The 18,342-nt window shown below is 45.7% G+C and carries 13 protein-coding genes; 4 read left to right on the top strand and 9 right to left on the bottom strand.

Translation table 11 applies throughout. From position 1 onward, the window contains the following. Positions 1-373: 373 nt before the first annotated feature. A complete protein-coding gene (locus ONB37_05305; protein MDZ7399565.1) occupies positions 374-3,724 on the bottom strand; it encodes a hypothetical protein in 3,351 nt (1,116 codons plus the stop codon). 149 nt (positions 3,725-3,873) lie between these two features. Continuing rightward, positions 3,874-4,776, bottom strand: a complete 903-nt coding sequence (locus tag ONB37_05300) for an ABC transporter ATP-binding protein (GenBank protein ID MDZ7399564.1) — start codon at positions 4,774-4,776, stop codon at positions 3,874-3,876. Positions 4,777-5,402: 626 nt separating this feature from the next. Between ONB37_05300 and ONB37_05295 the strand changes: the two genes are divergently transcribed. The 4 genes from ONB37_05295 (at position 5,403) to ONB37_05280 (ending at position 10,737) form a co-directional block, all read left to right on the top strand. Next, a complete protein-coding gene (locus ONB37_05295; GenBank protein MDZ7399563.1) occupies positions 5,403-6,398 on the top strand; it encodes a ketoacyl-ACP synthase III in 996 nt (331 codons plus the stop codon). Positions 6,399-6,802: 404 nt separating this feature from the next. Further along, positions 6,803-8,185: a D-alanyl-D-alanine carboxypeptidase/D-alanyl-D-alanine-endopeptidase gene (gene dacB, locus ONB37_05290; GenBank protein MDZ7399562.1), complete on the top strand. Its 1,383-nt coding sequence runs from the start codon at positions 6,803-6,805 to the stop codon at positions 8,183-8,185. 160 nt (positions 8,186-8,345) lie between these two features. Further along, positions 8,346-8,906, top strand: coding sequence for an HAD family hydrolase (locus ONB37_05285; GenBank protein MDZ7399561.1), 561 nt, complete (start codon positions 8,346-8,348; stop codon positions 8,904-8,906). 268 nt (positions 8,907-9,174) lie between these two features. Then, positions 9,175-10,737 (top strand): M28 family peptidase, encoded by a 1,563-nt coding sequence (locus ONB37_05280; GenBank protein MDZ7399560.1) that lies wholly within the window; start codon positions 9,175-9,177, stop codon positions 10,735-10,737. Positions 10,738-10,930: 193 nt separating this feature from the next. Here ONB37_05280 and ONB37_05275 read toward each other — a convergent pair whose 3' ends face one another. From ONB37_05275 to ONB37_05245, 7 genes are all read right to left on the bottom strand, one after another. After that, positions 10,931-11,458 (bottom strand): hypothetical protein, encoded by a 528-nt coding sequence (locus tag ONB37_05275; GenBank protein ID MDZ7399559.1) that lies wholly within the window; start codon positions 11,456-11,458, stop codon positions 10,931-10,933. Between the two features lie 69 nt (positions 11,459-11,527). After that, positions 11,528-13,030: a PKD domain-containing protein gene (locus ONB37_05270; protein ID MDZ7399558.1), complete on the bottom strand. Its 1,503-nt coding sequence runs from the start codon at positions 13,028-13,030 to the stop codon at positions 11,528-11,530. Between the two features lie 52 nt (positions 13,031-13,082). Beyond that, positions 13,083-14,036, bottom strand: a complete 954-nt coding sequence (gene traM, locus ONB37_05265) for a conjugative transposon protein TraM (GenBank protein ID MDZ7399557.1) — start codon at positions 14,034-14,036, stop codon at positions 13,083-13,085. Positions 14,037-14,294: 258 nt separating this feature from the next. Further along, positions 14,295-15,155, bottom strand: coding sequence for a DUF4138 domain-containing protein (locus ONB37_05260; GenBank protein MDZ7399556.1), 861 nt, complete (start codon positions 15,153-15,155; stop codon positions 14,295-14,297). 2 nt (positions 15,156-15,157) lie between these two features. Then, the gene (locus ONB37_05255) at positions 15,158-15,730 is read right to left on the bottom strand and encodes a hypothetical protein (protein MDZ7399555.1); all 573 of its coding nucleotides are present in this window, start codon (positions 15,728-15,730) and stop codon (positions 15,158-15,160) included. Between the two features lie 342 nt (positions 15,731-16,072). Beyond that, positions 16,073-17,089 carry a hypothetical protein gene (locus tag ONB37_05250; protein MDZ7399554.1) on the bottom strand — a complete coding sequence of 339 codons (1,017 nt, stop codon included), beginning with the start codon at positions 17,087-17,089 and terminating at the stop codon, positions 16,073-16,075. A gap of 268 nt (positions 17,090-17,357) precedes the next feature. Further along, positions 17,358-18,245, bottom strand: coding sequence for a hypothetical protein (locus ONB37_05245; GenBank protein ID MDZ7399553.1), 888 nt, complete (start codon positions 18,243-18,245; stop codon positions 17,358-17,360). Between the last annotated feature and the right edge of the window lie 97 nt (positions 18,246-18,342).

The following is an 18,342-nucleotide window of genomic DNA, read 5'->3' as shown; positions in this document are numbered from 1 at the left end:
ATGCTCCCGTTGTTGAAAAATGCAACTATGGTTATTCATGAAGCGCCAGGTGCTTGATAGTATCAGTTCGCTTGATTTTTGACGTATCAGATTGCGGCTCTATTCCGAATAAGTGACGACCGATGAACGCCTGTCTTGACCTGTCAGGCAATTCGAATTTAAGCAGTCGATGGCTCAAGGAAGGCGATATGATTGGTCGATCACTGCAATCGATTTGCCCTGTTTGTATTGATTGCACGCAGGCAAGAAGGGCGAATAATTTCAGCTTGAAAAAATAATTTTTGCTCCCTGACAAAGGTCGGCAATTGAATGAAACGAGACGATTTGCTGCACGACCAGCGCTTGCTATTCACCGAAAGATGGCTTATGATGTCTAAAGCTTCAGCCATTTCACGGCATCGGCGATGACTATGCGGCCCTTGGATCTGTCCGTCAGTTCCACACGGGCGGTATCGGATGAAAGATAAAATGTGCCCAATGAGATCCATCCTTCTTCAGCATTGGAAAGATCTAGCGTGACATCTTCAACGCCGTCATCATGATAAACTTTGAAATTGAATTGCTCGATGAACTGATCGCGGCGACTTTGTTGTCTTTCGCCCATGCGACGAAACCATGGGGCGCGAATCTTACCGTTGTAATAAAACACTTCATAATTGCCGCCTGTGGGGATGAATGCCTTCCAGGCGACTTTTTTATTTCCATCTCCGGCTTTTATATAAAGAGCAGAATGGATATATTCCCCGTAAAACTCGGCCATGGTGGTGGCGCGCCACCGGCTTGGAGGCTGCCAGAAATTCATCCCGACATATTTATCCTCGGTTTTCTCTATTTTCAACAGCCGTTTCAGCCAATTTTCGCTCGGATTATAAAGCAATTGGAAGCCGCTATCTTCGTTGTCGACAATAGTTTCATTTGGCAGTACAAGACGGATAGGCTCACTAAGAAGCCGCTCCCCATCAAATGGTTCTGCCTTTTCTTTCAGTTCCAATTCATCGAATGGTCGATTGATGGTTGCTGGCAGATTCTTTGATATGAGTGTATTAATCATCATCATTCGAGGAGGTTCATCCAACACCACACCAAGTTCCTTGGTTTCATTTGGCCTCATGAAGACCAACCGTTCTTGAGTTGGTTCCATGGGTGGTCGACCAAACCCAAATCCAGGACCTCTAAATCCGCCAGTTCGGAAGGAGATCGAAAGCAACCCTGCGACAGGCTCTGGATTCGATGCTTTGAATTTAATTTGATATCGGGTTCGATCTTTATCTAGCACTTTATAAGCCTCCACGTCTGCAATAATAAAGCCTGGAAGCTGCCGCTGCTGATACCATTCGTTGAAATGCGGTTCTAAGTCGAAATTGAACTGATTTTTGAGTCGAACAATGAAATCTGCTACATCGATATTTTTAAACCGCTGGTTCGTTAGAAGGTCAGATAAAAACGATTGAAGTTGTTCCTTCCCCAACTGGCTCTCTATCAATTTAAATAAATAGTTCCCTTTCGCTTTTAGCACCGCGGGGGTCAGTTCTTTCTTCTTTACGTCAGCCAATATTTCGGGCAGGGTTTGCTCCATTAATGCCAAATTTGCTTTTTCTTCATCAGATAATCCAGCAAAAAATCGACGGAACGGAGGCGAACCCTCGGTGGTTTTTTGCAACAGGAACGACTCCAGCGCAACATTAAATATCGGCCATTGGCCCGATGAAAAATTGTTAACCAGGCTATAATAATTCGGGAAAATGGTGCAATTCACCATCCCTTTGATAATTTCAGCCATAAAGCCCCTGCCCATAGTCCCCAATAATGAACCAGACACAAAGTCTCTGAATAGCTCGCTCTGCAACTCCTGTGGGGTTAAAGTTTGATTCGATCGTTCCAGGCGACGCTTTTGCCAACGGGCCATTTGGCTGAAATCCGCCCGCTCTAATAGCACCCCTTTTTCTGGCAAGAAAATGATCGATGGTTGCACGTTCTCCCTCGCATCGGTCCAAGAACGCGCATAACTGAAAAATTGGATCGGCGTTTCAACCAATGCCAGTCGCGGATACGGATAGTTGAGCCCCAATTTGTTCTCATAATCCTGCTTCATCTCTCGAATCAACGCAATCAGCGTATCCCCAATGTCCTTAAAGAATGGTGAATAATAATCATGACCTTTTAAATTGAATAGCGAATATTCCACACTGTCAACCTGGATGGATCGTTTCTCATAGTTGCCGATCGCCAAGCATAATTGAGGAAGGGGCTGTTCGGCATCAAATCGATAATTGCTGTCGCCGAGCGAGGTCATCTTTCCTGGAGCAATGACCGTGAGTCCTTTTTTGGTTGCAACCGTTAGCTGGAAATTGGTGAAGTCTCTTTCTGTGAGTTTGGGGTAACTTGCTGCATAGGGCAGGCCGGCAATCGGATACCAATTGGCCTCTGGCGTTAACAGCACATGATCTGGTTCGATGAAGCTGAAACGCTTTGCAATATTATATAACCAGGCGCGGTAGAGTTCCGCTCGTTTCTTTTCATCGATATCAATATAACAAGCTTGCTCATCGATCGTTCCGTCATAGACAATTGTGAGCGAGTCCAATCCATCGACCTGAAGCTGTTGCCGTGGAACGACGAAGAGTAAATGAGCATTTCGTTCAAATTTCAACTCAGAAGAGCCAGAACTGACGCGTTTTATTACCAATCCAGGGTTAAGGCTGAATTGATATCGCGAGATCGGATCTCGGTTTTTGTTTATCACTTTTAGCTGGGCAGTGACTTGAATAGTCCGACCGCGATGCTGAACGTGAAGCCGACAATCTTGTAATGTCACTTTAGGCATGGTGATCGCGGTTTTATTCAATTCTGTTATGGTGGCACGGAGCTTTTTGCCCTCGGTGAAATGGGAAATATAATTAGCACCCAACGCAATAGCGCCTCCTAAAAATGAGATCATGAGGATCCAAGAGAGGCGTGTCATAAAAACCGATTGCGGTAACCGCTTGATCAGCAAAATGGTAGCGAAAACAAACGATAGGCCTAAGAGTAAATACATCCCACGATGCAATAGCAACAAGGCCAAATTGCCAAATCCCACAAAATCCGAGTACATCAATGGAACATTGAATGTGATATAATCAAACAGGTAATGGAATTTGTTGCCCAGGAAAAAAATGGTAACGGCGATATAGCCTAACAATAAGATAAAAGTGACGGCTTGATTGCGAATGGTTACCATCGAAAGAAATGAGAGTCCGAAGATGAAAATTAAAGTTGGAATGCTGATGAATATCGGATACAGGAGGTAGGGCAGAAAGACCAGCGGAACATCACTGAAAAAAATATTGAACACCGCAGCGATCATGAGCACGACCAAATTCAAGCCAAGGAACACCAAAAGGATGCCAAGCAGTTTGCCCAACACATAGTCGCTATTGTTCATCGAACGCATATAAACCACTTCGGTTGTATCCAGCTTCTTGTCGCGCTTGAGAAAATCGGATGCCAGAAACACCGCGATGATCGCCTGGATGACATTGAGGATCAAGATATTGTAATAGGGGATCGAAGCTGAGATGCCTCGAAACACCCATGGCGTATTGCCTTTCAAGGCGAAAAACGGCACGTTCGTGAAGGTCAATACGGCAATCGCGATTAGCGCAAAGATCCGAAAAAACCAGCTTCGCAGCAGGGTTTTCATCTCATATTTCGCAACCGTCCAGATTTTATACAATGATAACATATTCTCTTCCCTTGGTTATTTTCATTTTCAAAACTAGTTATTCAAATATGCCTGTTGTCAGCGATGGGACGCCGACTACTGATCACTGATCACTGATCACTGATCACTGATTACTGATCACTGATTAAAAGCATCTTCTGCCCAACCTCCTATTCAAGTTCTCCATTCAAAGATCTCCCCAATTCATATTCCATAAAATAGACGTAGGCATGTTCTAAATTGGGATCAATGGGTTTCCCTGGAAAACCATCCAACTTATCTGCCACAACCTGGACCTCCCAACCATTTTGGGACGGGATTGTTGCGATGACCGGATATTTTGCTTTAATCTGATCCAGTTCGCTGTCCAATGCGTGAATGAGCCAGGCATGGCCGCGGGCTTTGTCGATGAGCTTATCCGGTGATTGATTGAACACGACTTGCCCATCGTTGAGCAACGCCATGTTGTTGCAGGTGCTGGAGATATCGCCCACGATATGGGTGGAAAGAATGATGATGATATCCTTCTGGCTCATTTCAGTGAGCAGATTGCGGAACCGGATTCGCTCTTCTGGATCGAGCCCGGTAGTGGGTTCGTCGACCACGACGATTTTCGGATCACCAATCAGCGCCTGAGCGATACCCAACCGGCGTTTCATTCCGCCAGACAACCTATTGGCCATTCGATCCCGCGCCTCGTACAAACCCACTCGTTCTAACATTTCATCGACTGCCAACTTTCGCGCGCGGCTATCGTGGAGTCCTGCCAGGCTGGCAACATAGTCCAAAAATTCCCAGGTCTTTAGTTTGGTGAAAAAGCGAAAGTCTTGAGGGAGATAGCCAAGCATCGCGCGGATTTCGCGACGGTTCCGCTGCAAGTCCAAACCGTCTACAGTAACGCGACCGCTGGTGGGCTTCATCAACGTCACCAAAATCCGCATCAACGTCGTTTTGCCCGCGCCATTCGGCCCCAATAATCCAAACATGCCGCTATTGATCTCGAGGTTGATATCTTTGAGAGCTTGGATGCCGTTCTTGTAGATTTTGGTTAAATTTTCAATTGTGATTTTCATAGCTTCTATTCCTCAATGTCGGGTCGAAATTTATCCGATGATGAAATTCCGGTGTGGCAAACACCGCTATCTCAGATGTTAATGAGCAACCAAAATTCGACTTGTACATTAAACACCTGAGTGTAGAAAAACTTGTTACTGCATTTTCAGTTGCGAATAGATTCAATGAAGATATGCCAAGGCATGCAGCGAGTATTGATTAATTTTGTAAAATAGGACGTTTTTTTTAAATTAAAGTTGCAAAGCAGGCGGAGCGATTTGAAAATTACATCGAAAATTGCCCAAATCAACATGCTCCTGCGTTCGTCCGGATAGAAATTATGTGGCTCGCACCAGAGAACCTTCGGGCACAAATACTGCCCGATTATAAGAATCGGCAATTTAAAAGTCAAGTGGAATTTTGCTTACGGAGTCAAAAGCGGATTAATTGTCGGTTCAAAATTTCAGCTTGACTTTATTAGGCTAAGTTGCTATATTGTGCAAAATTTTTTTCAATCACAAAAAGACCTTTGCAAAACAAATCACCGCAGCAAATCTCAGGAACTGTCAGCCAGTGGGCTGACGGTTGGGGATGAAAAATTTCCCCATTTTGCAGAGCTTTACCATCACACAATTAGGAGGGAAGGATGTATAAGGCGCGGATCACTGGGACGGGCATGTATGTCCCCGAAAAGGTTGTCACGAACTTTGATCTGGAAAAACTCATGGATACCAGTGATGCTTGGATCCGGGAACGAGCTGGCATTATCGAGCGAAGATTCGCCGAACCTGAAGTTGGCCCGGCAGGACTGGCGGTTGAGGCGGCGAAACAAGCCCTTCAAAATGCCCATTTGGAACCAAAAGATGTCGAGTTCATCATATTCGCCACGCTAAGTCCTGAATATCAATTCCCAGGGTCTGGCGTACTATTGCAAGAAAAGTTGGGTCTTCCAGGAGTTCCAGCCCTGGATATCAGAAATCAGTGCACCGGATTCATCTACGGTCTGGCAGTGGCTGACCAGTTCATCCGAACCGGTATGTACCGCCGAATTATGCTGGTAGGTTCTGAGATCCATTCCACTGGGCTCGACTTATCTACGCGGGGTCGCGACGTGGCGGTGTTGTTCGGCGATGGCGCTGGTGTTGTTATTGTTGAACGGAGTGATGATCCAAACCGTTGTATCCTTTCATCCCATCTCCACGCTGACGGCCGTTTTGCTAAGGAATTGTATGTGGAAAACCCCGGAAGCTTGCACGTCCCTCGTCTCACCAAAGAGATGCTCGACGGCACTTCGATCTACCCGTTTATGAATGGGCGACAGGTTTTTAAGCATGCCGTGGTTCGCTTCTGCGAGGCGATTGAAGAATGTCTCTCCGCTAATCAGATCGCCCCAGAGCAGGTGAAGCTGGTGATCCCTCATCAGGCCAATCAACGAATTACTGAAGCTGTCGCTGCCAGATTTGGCTATTCGATGGATCGGGTGTTCAGCAATATCCACAAATATGGCAATACCACCGCCGCATCGATTCCAATCGCTCTGCATGAGGCCCTAATGGAAGGAAGAATTCAACCAGGCGATTACGTGGTTTTAGTCGCGTTTGGCTCTGGCTTCACCTGGGGATCGATCTTGATGCGATGGTAAATTATTCCATAGTTGGTTTGACCAAAGGATCGGCTCTTGCAAAATAGGGAAAAGCTGTCGTTCCGAACGAGGCAAAGCGAGCTTGTAATTCTTTCTGAGGAAAACATGACCATGTCGCCGCACCTTGGCGGATTCTCTCAGGAGCTCGATATTTGATACCGAGCAGCAGTCTATTATAAAAACGGAACGAGCAGTCCAGAAGTTAATACTGAATTTCCTCGATTGCCATTGGCCGACCAGAGCCGTTAATTTCGACCAAAGGAGATATTCGCAACTTGAAATTCATAGACAAAATGACAATGGGCAAATCAAATAAGCTATGGTTGTTTCCTGCTATCTTGGTCTTTTTGACAAGCTGTGCAGGATGGTATCAACCAAAAACAATGCTATCTCCTGAGCAGCGATTGTCTCAGCAAATTGATCAGCAGATCGCCACTCCAGAGCTGCAGACCGCGGTGGTCGGTATCATGGTTCAATCTGCCAGCAGCGGAGAAATACTCTATCAGCATAACGCCAATACGCTAATGATGCCAGCTTCCAACCAAAAGATCCTTACCGCAGCGGCCGCGCTGATCAAACTGGGCCCAGAGTTCCGATATCAAACCCCAGTGTATATCTCGGGTCACATTGAAGCTGGAATATTAAAGGGTGATTTGATCATTGTGGCGAGCGGGGACCCCACCTTTAGTTTCCGGTTCTGTGAGGGCAAAATGGACGGCTTTATTTTTCGCGCCTGGGCCGACTCCTTGCACGCACGAGGCATTTATGCCATTGAGGGAGATGTTATCGGCATTGATGATTTGTTTGATGAAGAACCAGTGGGCTATGGCTGGTCGCTCAATAATTTGAGTTATGCCTACTCTGCACCGATCGGGGCGTTCATGTACAACGAGAATATGGCCAGACTGTTTGTTCTATCTGATAGCACTGGCGATTATCTGAGCCTTAAACTCAAACCAGATCCTGGATATCTGCAATTGGAGCCAGATCTGGAAATTCATCCCAACGCCACCGAGCTATCCATCCTACGTATTCCTGAAACAAATCGACTGAAGGTTAAAGGTAAAGTGCAGCCTGGCGAATACTATATCGAAAATGTTTCCATTCACAATCCCACCGTTCATTTTTTAAGCGCTTTGAAGTGGGAATTGGTGATGTTGGGCATACCAGTTTATGGTCAACCAAAGGATGCCGATGATCTGGGCAACCCAGAAAAGTTGGCAAAAAAAAGATTATTATTCGTTCATCAGTCGCTTCCGTTCAAGCAAGTGCTGACCGTGTTGATGAAGGAATCGCAGAACCTATACGCGGAGAGCTTGGTGAAATTATTAGGAGCCCGATTTGGCAAAGGTGGCAGCTTCGATGAAGGGGCGAAGGTGGTTCAAGCAACCTTACGTCGACTGGGGGTTGATCCAAATGCATATTGCTATAAAGACGGTTCTGGATTGAGCCGCTACAACTATATCGCTCCAGTTCACTTGACCACGATATTGCGGAATATGTTCTATCATCGTTATGGTCAGATTTTTCGCGAAGCCCTGCCAATTGCTGGTGTGGATGGGACAATCGATTATCGATTAAAGGGCACGCCAGCGCAGGGACGGGTTTTTGCCAAGACCGGCACCATCTCCAATGCTCGCTGCCTTTCGGGCTATGCCATTACGCAGGATGGCGAGACGCTGGTTTTCTCCACTATGTTCAATAACTTCCTTTGTGATGCCAATGTCGTCATGGATGTTCAGGATCGCATCTGCTTACTCCTTACATCATTTCACAGAGGGAAATAAAATTGTGCTGCCTCAAATTGAGGCTGAACAATTTTGTAGCAATTGCAAAAATATCCCAATCATGGTTTCATGGGACCTGGCTATTGAAAAAAGGCAAATTTAAAGCCCCTGACAGTTTGAGCACCCTACCTACTCATTTAATAGGTTTTAGAGTCGGCGTGTGAATATTTCTGACTATATCCAACAACTTTCATTTGAGATCAAGGCGCTGCTATTCGATTGGGGGAATACGGTGATGAAAGTATTCCCCGATCAGCGCGGTCCAATGGCTTCATGGCCTGCGGTTGCCGCTATGGATGGCGTACTGGAAGTCCTACCGAAATTGAAGCGGCAATTTCGGATCGTGTTGGTCAGTGATGCTCAGGATTCCGACCGTGTTCAAGTTATTCGCGCTTTGAACCGGGTGAATCTGGACGAATTTTTTGAGGAAATTTTCACGCCCGCCGAGCTATATGTCCGAAAACCAGCCCCTGATTTTTATCAGAACGTTTTAAAGCAGCTTGCTGTCGCTCCAGAAAACGCAGTGATGATCGGCGACGATTATGAGAAAGACATCATCGCTGCAAAGCAGGTTGGTTTATGGACAGTTTGGTATAATCCCAATCGTTGCAGTCTGCCCAATGGTAGCTATCCATACCACGATATTGAGATCTTTCAGCTCAACGAGCTTGCAGCAATCATTCAACCGCGAATGCGCTTTCAATCGAATTCGGGTGAGTGAGCTCGATCGCTGTGATTGATTCGTTATTATTCTGCGATCCCTACCCAGTTCTTTAACCTCGATTTTTTCTGGTAAACAATAATACGGCTATTACCTTATTGCTGTCGGATTGCTGAATTCCATGAGGGATTCTGAACACGAGGCGTTCCATGCATATCAAAATTCAGCTAAAAAAGATGCAACTTAATTTCCTCGATTGCCGTTTTAATCGTTGTGTAAAGGAAGCGCCACTACTTAAAATTATATTTTGGGTTTCGGAGGAAGAGTGATGAGAAATTTCCGATATTTTCTGCTAATTGTATTGTTGCTATTCATTGGATGGGGCATTTTATTAGGTCAGTCCGTTGTACCAGTTGCTGGCCTAACAGCCATTTCAGGCGAGGAAATGCTATCTCATGTGAAAATACTGGCAGCAGATGAGATGCGAGGGCGTGACACTCCCAGTCCCGAACTCGATAGTTGCGCTAAATATCTTCAGCGCTATTTCATCTCGCTGGGGTGCCAACCAGTAGCGGAAAAACGTGGCTATTTTCAAGATTTTTTTCTATTGAAAACTCGGTTGGCCGGCGAACAGAAATTTTTGCTGTCAATTAATGGAGTGGAAAAGCATTATGCCATTAAGGACGATTTTGTGCCGATTTATTTTTCAGCCAGTCGACAGGTAACGGCGCCTGTGGTCTTTGCCGGCTATGGTATCACCGCGCCAGAATATCAATATGATGATTATCAAAATATCGATGCTGCGGGCAAAATTGTGCTGGTTTTCACTGAAGAACCCCAGGAAAGGGATAGCACCAGTGTTTTCAACGGCAGCAAAGCCACTGACCACAGCAAATTGAGCGAAAAGGCCTTGAACGCCATCGACCATGGTGCGGTTGGGCTGATCGTTGTCACCAATCCATCCCATCGATTCCGACGGCCACCGAACCCTTGGCCGTCGTTGCTTCGATCGGCGCCTGAAGAGGCCATCCCACTAACGTTGGGCGAGAAAGAACAGAACAAGATCGTTGCGGTACGGATTGGGAAGCAATTGGCAGAGGATTTGATGTCCACTCTTGGAAGAACGATGGAACAGATTCATCAGCAGATCGATCTCGAGCTCAAGCCGCAATCGCAGTTGCTACCAGGGATTATTGCCACGATCGCAACACATTTGGAGAGTGACAGCTTAAAGACCCAAAATGTCATTGCATTCTGGGAAGGAGCAGATCCCCAGCTAAAGCAGGAGCTTGTCGTAGTCGGCGCCCACTATGATCACATCGGAGCAAGAGGGGATTCCGTAATCTATAATGGTGCCGATGATAATGCATCGGGAACCTCTGGAGTATTAGCTGTAGCGAAGGCATTTACTGAATGTCAGCAACGTCCGAAACGTTCAGTGCTGTTTATGTGTTTCGCTGGGGAAGAAAAGGGATTGTTCGGCTCTCGGTTCTACGCAGCGAGCGATCCAATTTTTCCACTGGAGCATACGGTTGCCATGATCAATTTGGACATGATCGCTCGGAATGACACCAGTGCCGTTGAGGTCAGCGGAGCGGTCCGAAGCCCAGAAATGAAAGAGATCTTCCTGAGGGCTAATGAGCAAGTGAAATTGCATTTCAAATTCAGCGATGATCGCCGCATTGGTGGCAGCGACCATGCTTCGTTCTTTCGCATGAATATTCCATTTTTATCATTTTTTACCGGTATGCATGACGATTATCACCAGCCATCTGATACGGCTGAAAAAATCGTCCCAGAAAAAATGGCTCAGGTCGCCCGCGCTGCCTTTGCCTGTGCCTGGCTCATTGCCAATAGTGACGTTCGACCGAAATTGGTTCCTTTGGACTGATAACCAATTTTGGTATCGCTAAGCACTCAAAAAGTAGCTTCAGGAGAGCATTAGTTCAATTCAAACATGAATGCACTCCGATGCGAGTTAGGATAAAAAAGAGCTAAATGAAGTAACTTTTCATTGGAACCATAGCGGCCGTGATCAGCGGCCGCAAATTATTTTCGGGCGAAATGGTTTCGATGGAGAAGAATCAAAAGAAGAATAAGGTCACTCCAGCAGTTGGGACATGGAGAAACTCGTAGATTTTACTCCACGGAAGGTATAAGATATCATAATCGACTGTGAGCGCTAAAGTGTTCTTTACGATATAATACTCCACTTGCACTCCCCCAAGAAAATTAAAGCGCCATTCTTTATGTTTGATATTGAGCTTATCTTTGGCTTGAAGATGATAGCCCCCTCCGCCTAACGCCAGATTAATGAAAAATTGATTCGAGTGGATGAGCTGATATTGAAATTGAGCATTGGCCAAGAATACATTGGCGCGAATTCGGTTGCGACCTTGATCGTAAGAATCATACACATAAGTGCCCGATAGTTTCAGTTGCCGCACTCGACTGAGTTGATACAGATAATTCAGCTTGATTGTTCGACCGGCGACAAACGAAAGTCCATTGGAATGAATAGTATGAAAATAATACGGCTCCTGAGCAAATCCGATGCGGGAGAAAAAAGCTCCACTGAGCAGCATGAATAGCAAGACAATTCGTTTCATCATATTTTTATCATGAATTTTTAGTTACTGGTGCGACCAACAATGCATGACCTCAGCAATCTTAACAAGGAATTAGTTGCTCGGCACGGTTTTGACCACCACGCTATATCCCTCAAATTTGGTGCCACGATACTTGTCCCATACCTCCAATTTGACTACATAGGGATTGAAATCCAAGCTGTACTGATGATCCACGATCGCCTTGTCCTCGCCTTGTTCCACACCATCTGGAAAAGTCCACTTGTAATAAGAAATGTAATCTGTCAGATTCGAGTCGGTGCTGGTTGAAGTATAGCGAACGATGGTGCGAGGCTGTGGTTTTTCGGGATACCAGATAAAATCGGCTTTAGGATTCAAATTGACCACGTTGACTGATTGAACTTTTTGATCAGTCAGCCCATTGCGTTCGCTGGTGACTAACAATCGAATTTGATATTTCTCTGGAGCGAAAAATGTATGTACGACGCTGTCGGTGCCACTGTATCTCAATTCTCCTGAGATGTAAATATCATGTTTTAATTTTCCACCTTGCGGATCATACGAATCTGTGCCATCAATAATGCAGTCCAGGGGGAATGGTCCTTCAACAGGGGTCACGTTTAGCACGGCCACCGGCGGCGTCGATACTCGGACGGTTATCCCAGTCGTGTCAGTCTGTCCCAGATTGTCTGTAACCTGAAGCCGTACACGGTAATTCTTATCGGTGGAATAGATGTGGGTACCTGCACTATCGAGTGCACTGGTTCCGTCGTCGAAATCGATCCGATAGGCGACGATTCTCCCATCAGGATCGAAGCTATTGGTAGCGGTATAGCGGATGGTTAATGGCGCTTGACCAGATGAGGGCTGTACTTGCAATTGGGCCACAGGCGGTTGATTATTGGTGGGGATAACCACAATTGTACTATCGTTCCCTCCATCGTTATCAACAACTTTGAGCCGAACCGGATAAGAGCCTGCTTTTTGGTAGGTATGGCGCCAGGTTTTTGCCCGCGTGCGAATTTCACTGGTTCCATCAGCGAACCACCAATAGTACCATTCAATATTCCCTTCGTCTCGGTCATAGCTGGAACTGGCATCGACCTCGACATCATAGGGGCTAACCGAGCTTAATAATCGATAGGTGAACTTCGCAACAGGTTTGAGATTGAAATAAAAAAAGGTCGTTGCTTTGCCCGTGCTGAGCTTCACCCGATCCGACAGCTCCAGCTCGATTTCCACTTTTCCAGTGGTGTCTGGCAGAAAGCTGAGCCGACCATCGAAGCTACTAGGCGCTTGAAAAACTTGGGTCGTCTTCGTTTTGCTGACAGGCCTAAAATCTGATTGGAAAATGTCCCCGCTGCCAGAAATAAATGTGAAGGTCGCAGTCAGTTGTTGTCCCTCATCGTCTTGATACTTCAGCCGGATATAAAATGGCAGATCCCGTTTGAATTTCAATGAATCTGCATCAAAAGCGAAAAGCTGAAGCTCTGGTTTCTTATTCAATGCAGAAAATGGATCTTTATGCTTCTCACATGAAGCGATCGTACCGAAAAGAATGATGATGGTCAATAAAAATGGGAATATTGGTTTCATTTTCATTCGCGATTAATCACTCGTTATCCATGAAAGACGACGGCTGCTTGAATCAATAAATCGACTCAATCATTACATAAAATTCTAAGCCCTCATCCAGCACTGAGGCTTCTTGATCATAGTAGTTGGCGGAATATGCAGCTCGATTGGCGACGCGTCCCAAAACAGGCACACCTGCCACAGCGTCACGCAGCTCTTCCAATAGCACCCGCTTTGCCTCGGAACTCACTGGCGAATAGGCCAAACCCTGCAACCGCTTGAGATCAAACGCCCGACCCCGACAAGAACGAGATGTATTGTTGATATAGATCTCCTGAAAATCGATGTGAACTCTGAGGTTCATCAATGAAGCAACACCAATCAGTTTGGTCCGCTTCGGAATGAAAACGTTGCCCCAGTTGCTGTCGCGCAGCACTCGGGCTTCCACCAAACTGCCGTTCGCGACCGGCGTGCGATTGGGCAGAATGACCTTGATGAGCGCTGCTTGCATCCCAGTGAAAACCGCCGATCCTGATCCAGCCGTCCCAGCGACATCAGTCAAGTTGTTGGTCACAATCATGTTCGGGTTTTGACTGATGGTTCTTGGTTCGAGGGAAATTGTGGGCTCAGGGAAACTTTTTTCCATCCTGGCGTGAGTACCGCTAGTTGGATTTTTAACCCCACTTGCAGTCTGACGCGGCGGTTCAATCGTTTGCTGGAATGAGACTGGCTCAATCGCTGGCCCGGATGTAACCCGCTGTTCTATCGGAGAAAAATTCGGAATTCTGATGCTATCGAATTTGATGAACTCATAGTCCAATGTTGGTCGAGAGCGAGGCATCGCCTCCCCAGGCAGCAAATTCACTTTATGAGCGGTCACTTTTTTGCTCGGACTTTTGGTCGAGACCATGACCATTACCATCAGTACGACCACGAACGCAAGCCCCCCAATCAACATTGGCTTGACACGGGGCAAATTGATTTTGCGCAACTGTTCCAATCGATCAGATAGTCTTCCCAAATTCATCACTGCCACCCTCTTGATAAATATCCTGTTCTGAGTCTTCGATCAGAGACCAAACCTAATAATGATCTCTGCTTTGTTGGTGATACCAACTCCTTTGGCTTCATGGAGGTATCGTCAATTTTTAAAATCTTAAAATGCCTAATTGGGCCGCTGTGCTTTGCTCGCTTCAAAAAACGGATAGTTGCTGGCCTTCCTTCATCAATTCAGCAATACAGCCCATCTAGCGATTAAAGCGAGATCATGAGAAAAATTGCAGAACTATTTAATGATTGATCCCGGGACCTCCAACTCTAAATTTCGCCGGCCGTTCTCTTCCGTGCATTTGATATTTAAAGTGCTCGTACTCGAATAGCCCAATTTATCAAATACGAATAGCAGTCTGCCAAATGCATGGGGTTTGATCGTGACGTTATAGTATTCGCTTACTGGCTCCAGCTCGGTCTCTTTTATTTTCTTTTTCCAAAACAAATAGCTTCTTTGATAATCGATCATCTGAAAGCGAACATATCCGACATCATAGGGGATGTTGGAATTGTTGATAATGGTGCAAATCAAAAACATCTTATCTTTGATTTGCTTCATGTGATCGACCGCAAAGATCACCTTTGAATTGGTGACGCTATAAGTATAACGGTTTGTAGTTTTGAACAAATTAGCCAATAATGCCAGCGTTTTGGGATTTAAGCTGGAGAGGGATTGCCGCCGGGCTTCTGAGGCCTTTTTGCGGGCGGTTTCGCTATCCTCAATCGATTGAGCGCCCTTGCTCGAGCGATCCTCAGGAAAGAGCTCCTGCAATGCTGGTGAACGAGAGACCAGCCGAACCTCAAGATCCGGGGTCTCTGATACTTGAATCAACAAGTTGAAAGACTCTGTTGCCGTCTTGATGAACATATTGGTGGTGCCCTTACTGGTCAATGGCTTGATCAAGATATAATTGCCAGTTGTTTGAACCGAAAAGGCATCCATATTGCCCACCGTCACCAGTTCAGGAGCTGTAGGACAGACGACCACCGTAGCGAAACCTGGCGCAACTCGCACCACCTGATTGGATTGGGCCAGCGATTGGTCTCCGGTGCAATAGGCTATGCAAAACACCAATGCAATGGTCAGTTTCTTCAAGCTCAACTCTGTTTAAAATTGATGATTTTTAGACCGAATGGATTTTTTTCTGATCGGGCGACCACATTGATATCCAAATCAAATGTGATATCAATCGGAGCCTGTCCAGGAAACACTTGTTTACCCACCACTCGCGCTTGAAATGGGTCGCCTTGTTTCACCAGTATTTCACTCACTTCAAATTTAATTGTTCCATTCGTGTTCTGCACAAGTTTAGGGATTTCAGAGCCTTTAATCGTATTATACATGATGAATTCCAGCTCTTCAGAGCACATTTGCAACGCTGTTTTGATATGCTCATTGAAATTTTCCCGATTGAATTCTAGAAGATTTTTGGCAAACTCATAACAAAATCGTTTAACCTCGAAGATCGAACGTTCATGCTGATAAGCTTGAGTGGCATAGGCATAGCCATCTTTGATCACAAAAGTTTGTGCCGGTCGGGAAAACCCGATGTAGCAAACGATGATTAACACCACATTGATCACCAGCAAGCCGATGACCAACCGCTGCAAAAATATTTTGTTTTTTACTAGCTCTCCGTAAATCTCATAGTATTTGGTTCGCTCTGCCATAGTTTTCACCTCGATAACTCCAAGTAAGCTTTATTCAGCTTTAAAACTAATGTTCGTCTAATGGGAATGTCATCTTGCTTCTTGTCTCTAATTTCCTGATGCTGTTTCATCAGCCGTTGCATTTTATCTCCTTGTCTTCGTCCAAGAGGTGAGCAAGTCCAGGAGGAAAACTAACGCTTGAAATCAATGTTTCATCTCGCTTACGCCGAGATCCTCTGAATCGAGCAAAGATATATCAATGCTCACTGAATACTGGTTTCTGATTGCTGTTACTGATTACTGATTACTGATTACTGACTACTGATTACTGACTACTGAACATTGATTATTGATTATGATCCATCACATCCCTTCCACCAAGTTTTCTACCCTGCCACCCTCGAACGGCCAATTTCCGGGGCTGCCTTCAGCGCCATCGGTCAATGAACGCAGGGCTGCTTCAGTCGAACTTGCCGTTGGACTTTGGGATAGGCGTTGAGCACCCGAGATAACGCCAGTGCTGGTGTGAGCTGCTATCTGTTGGGTGGTTGCGATGGTAATATGTTTGAGCCGCTTCCAAACGGTGGAGATGACCACCCCAGCAGTGATACCAGTCCCATAGGTGCCCAGATCAGCAGCAGAGCCCCCACCCTTAAAAATGGCGAGCGACAACTTGGGGATCAGCACGATGATGATACAGATAATGACCCCAAGTATAAAAGATTCCCACAAAACACTTTTGTCGCCGGCTGCCACTGATGCTTTGAACGCAGGCGAATTGGTGAGTGTTTTGACCAGCCGGAAAAGGATCGCGATCAATACTGACCAGAAATTTACTGCACAGAAGTTGGAGATCCAGGATCGAAACGTATCGCGAAAATTGGGAAATAGTGATATTACGATTGCCAATGGCCCGATCAAATAAAAGAAGATTTGTACAATTACCTGGATCACCACGAAAATTTCATAAACGATCATCACCAAAAAATAAGATAGCGAAGACAGCGCCTCCAGGCTGAACAGGTTAAAAAATGACATGCGCAATCCTTGGCCTTGGGGATTGGCAAAGAATGCTCCCAGGTAGTCGGTCATGATATTCCCGCTTTCCAGATCGAAGATGGCGCGTGCCAAAAGCACAAACAGTTTCCCGAGCCAGATCGCCCAAATGCGATAGGTCGCCAGGCCCAGCGCTCCAAAACCTACCACAAATAAATGATAAATGTTGTCGCGGCCTTCGGTGTCAGTGGACAATCGAAACAACATGGTGATGAAATAAACCACCACGCCGAGCGTGAACATATAGATGCAAATTCGAATGATATATTCCACCATCTGATTGACTGAATTGAAAAACACCGAATCGAAAAACATTTCTAACATAGATGCCTCGAACAAGATGAGTTATTTGATCAAGCGGAATCTGGCTCCTGTTATTAAATCCTACTATTAATCGACCTCAAAGGACAGGATTTCAGCATTGTGCGGCGCAAAATTTTTGTCACGCAACAATAACCGTTGAAGATTTTCGAGGAGAAAAAATTAAATTCCTCAAAAAACGTTTAGATTTTTTATCCAGTTCTGGACGGAATGCCGAGTTTCGCGATACAATCATCTGTTGCTCTGCAACCCATGGAGCATTCCCGGACAATTATTCGAACGGTGCACGAATCACATCGAAGAAACCGTAACGAATTTTTGATGTTCGATTGACTTCTTTTTTTAACACATTCCAATTCACCTTGGAGCGCAAGTAATTTAACTTCTGGTCATAAAGGTTTAACTCATTTTCATGGGATTTCTGGGATAGCTCCAGATATTTTTCATAGTACTGGTTCGATTGATCCCGCAATTTGACCGCTTCTAACAGCAATTGCGTCCGCTCTGCTACGGTATATCTGTTCTCATTATTAGTGATCTGCTTGTGCAGTTCGACGGCAAGGGAGTCATAAGTTTTTGCCAGCACCTGGCATTTTAGTGCATATTCAAACAACGCCTTTGAAAACGCCTCCTGACCGGCCATAGCGTTATAAAGCCTCTGATCAGCGTCTTTCGGCTCCATCTCGTCATTGACCGACAGCGCGAAGCTCTCATAAGTCTCTTTTAGTCTCCTGGAATTGTTCAACACTGCTTCCACGTCCATCGAGGTCATGCTTAACTGGCTGGTGGTTGCGGGAAACCAATAGTCAGGCCGATCCGCATTCAGAACGAAATTAGACAGAGCATAGGCATTCGTCAGATCCATATTTTCGATCGCCTTGAAATCTCGATAAAGGCTTTGGCTGAACTCAATATCATTGCGCAGCAACGTGTAGGTATCATAGAACTGGCGGAGCTGTTGAATCAGTTTGGCCGTTTGGAGCCGTTGCTCGTCCAAAGTTAGGGCATGTTTTGTCGCGATCTCCCTCAGTGTATTCAGAATCAGCGTGTTATTCGGATCAAAAAATTGAGCTTGGACAGTGCTGCAAAAAAGTGTCACGAGCAAACACGCCCCCGCTAAAGTGGCTCCACTAAGATGCAATGCTTTTTTAGATTTCATATTATGTTCCTCGACCCAAGTAGATTGTTAGCTCGTTTTGACCCCGTATGTTTCGATCGGAATTGCATCGGTATAGCGAAGCGATCCAATCTATGGC

This window comes from candidate division KSB1 bacterium (assembly GCA_034506395.1).
GTDB lineage: Bacteria > Zhuqueibacterota > Zhuqueibacteria > Thermofontimicrobiales > Thermofontimicrobiaceae > Thermofontimicrobium.
The sequence above is the reverse complement of the archived record's forward strand: the minus strand, read 5'-3'. Positions and strand labels throughout refer to the sequence as shown.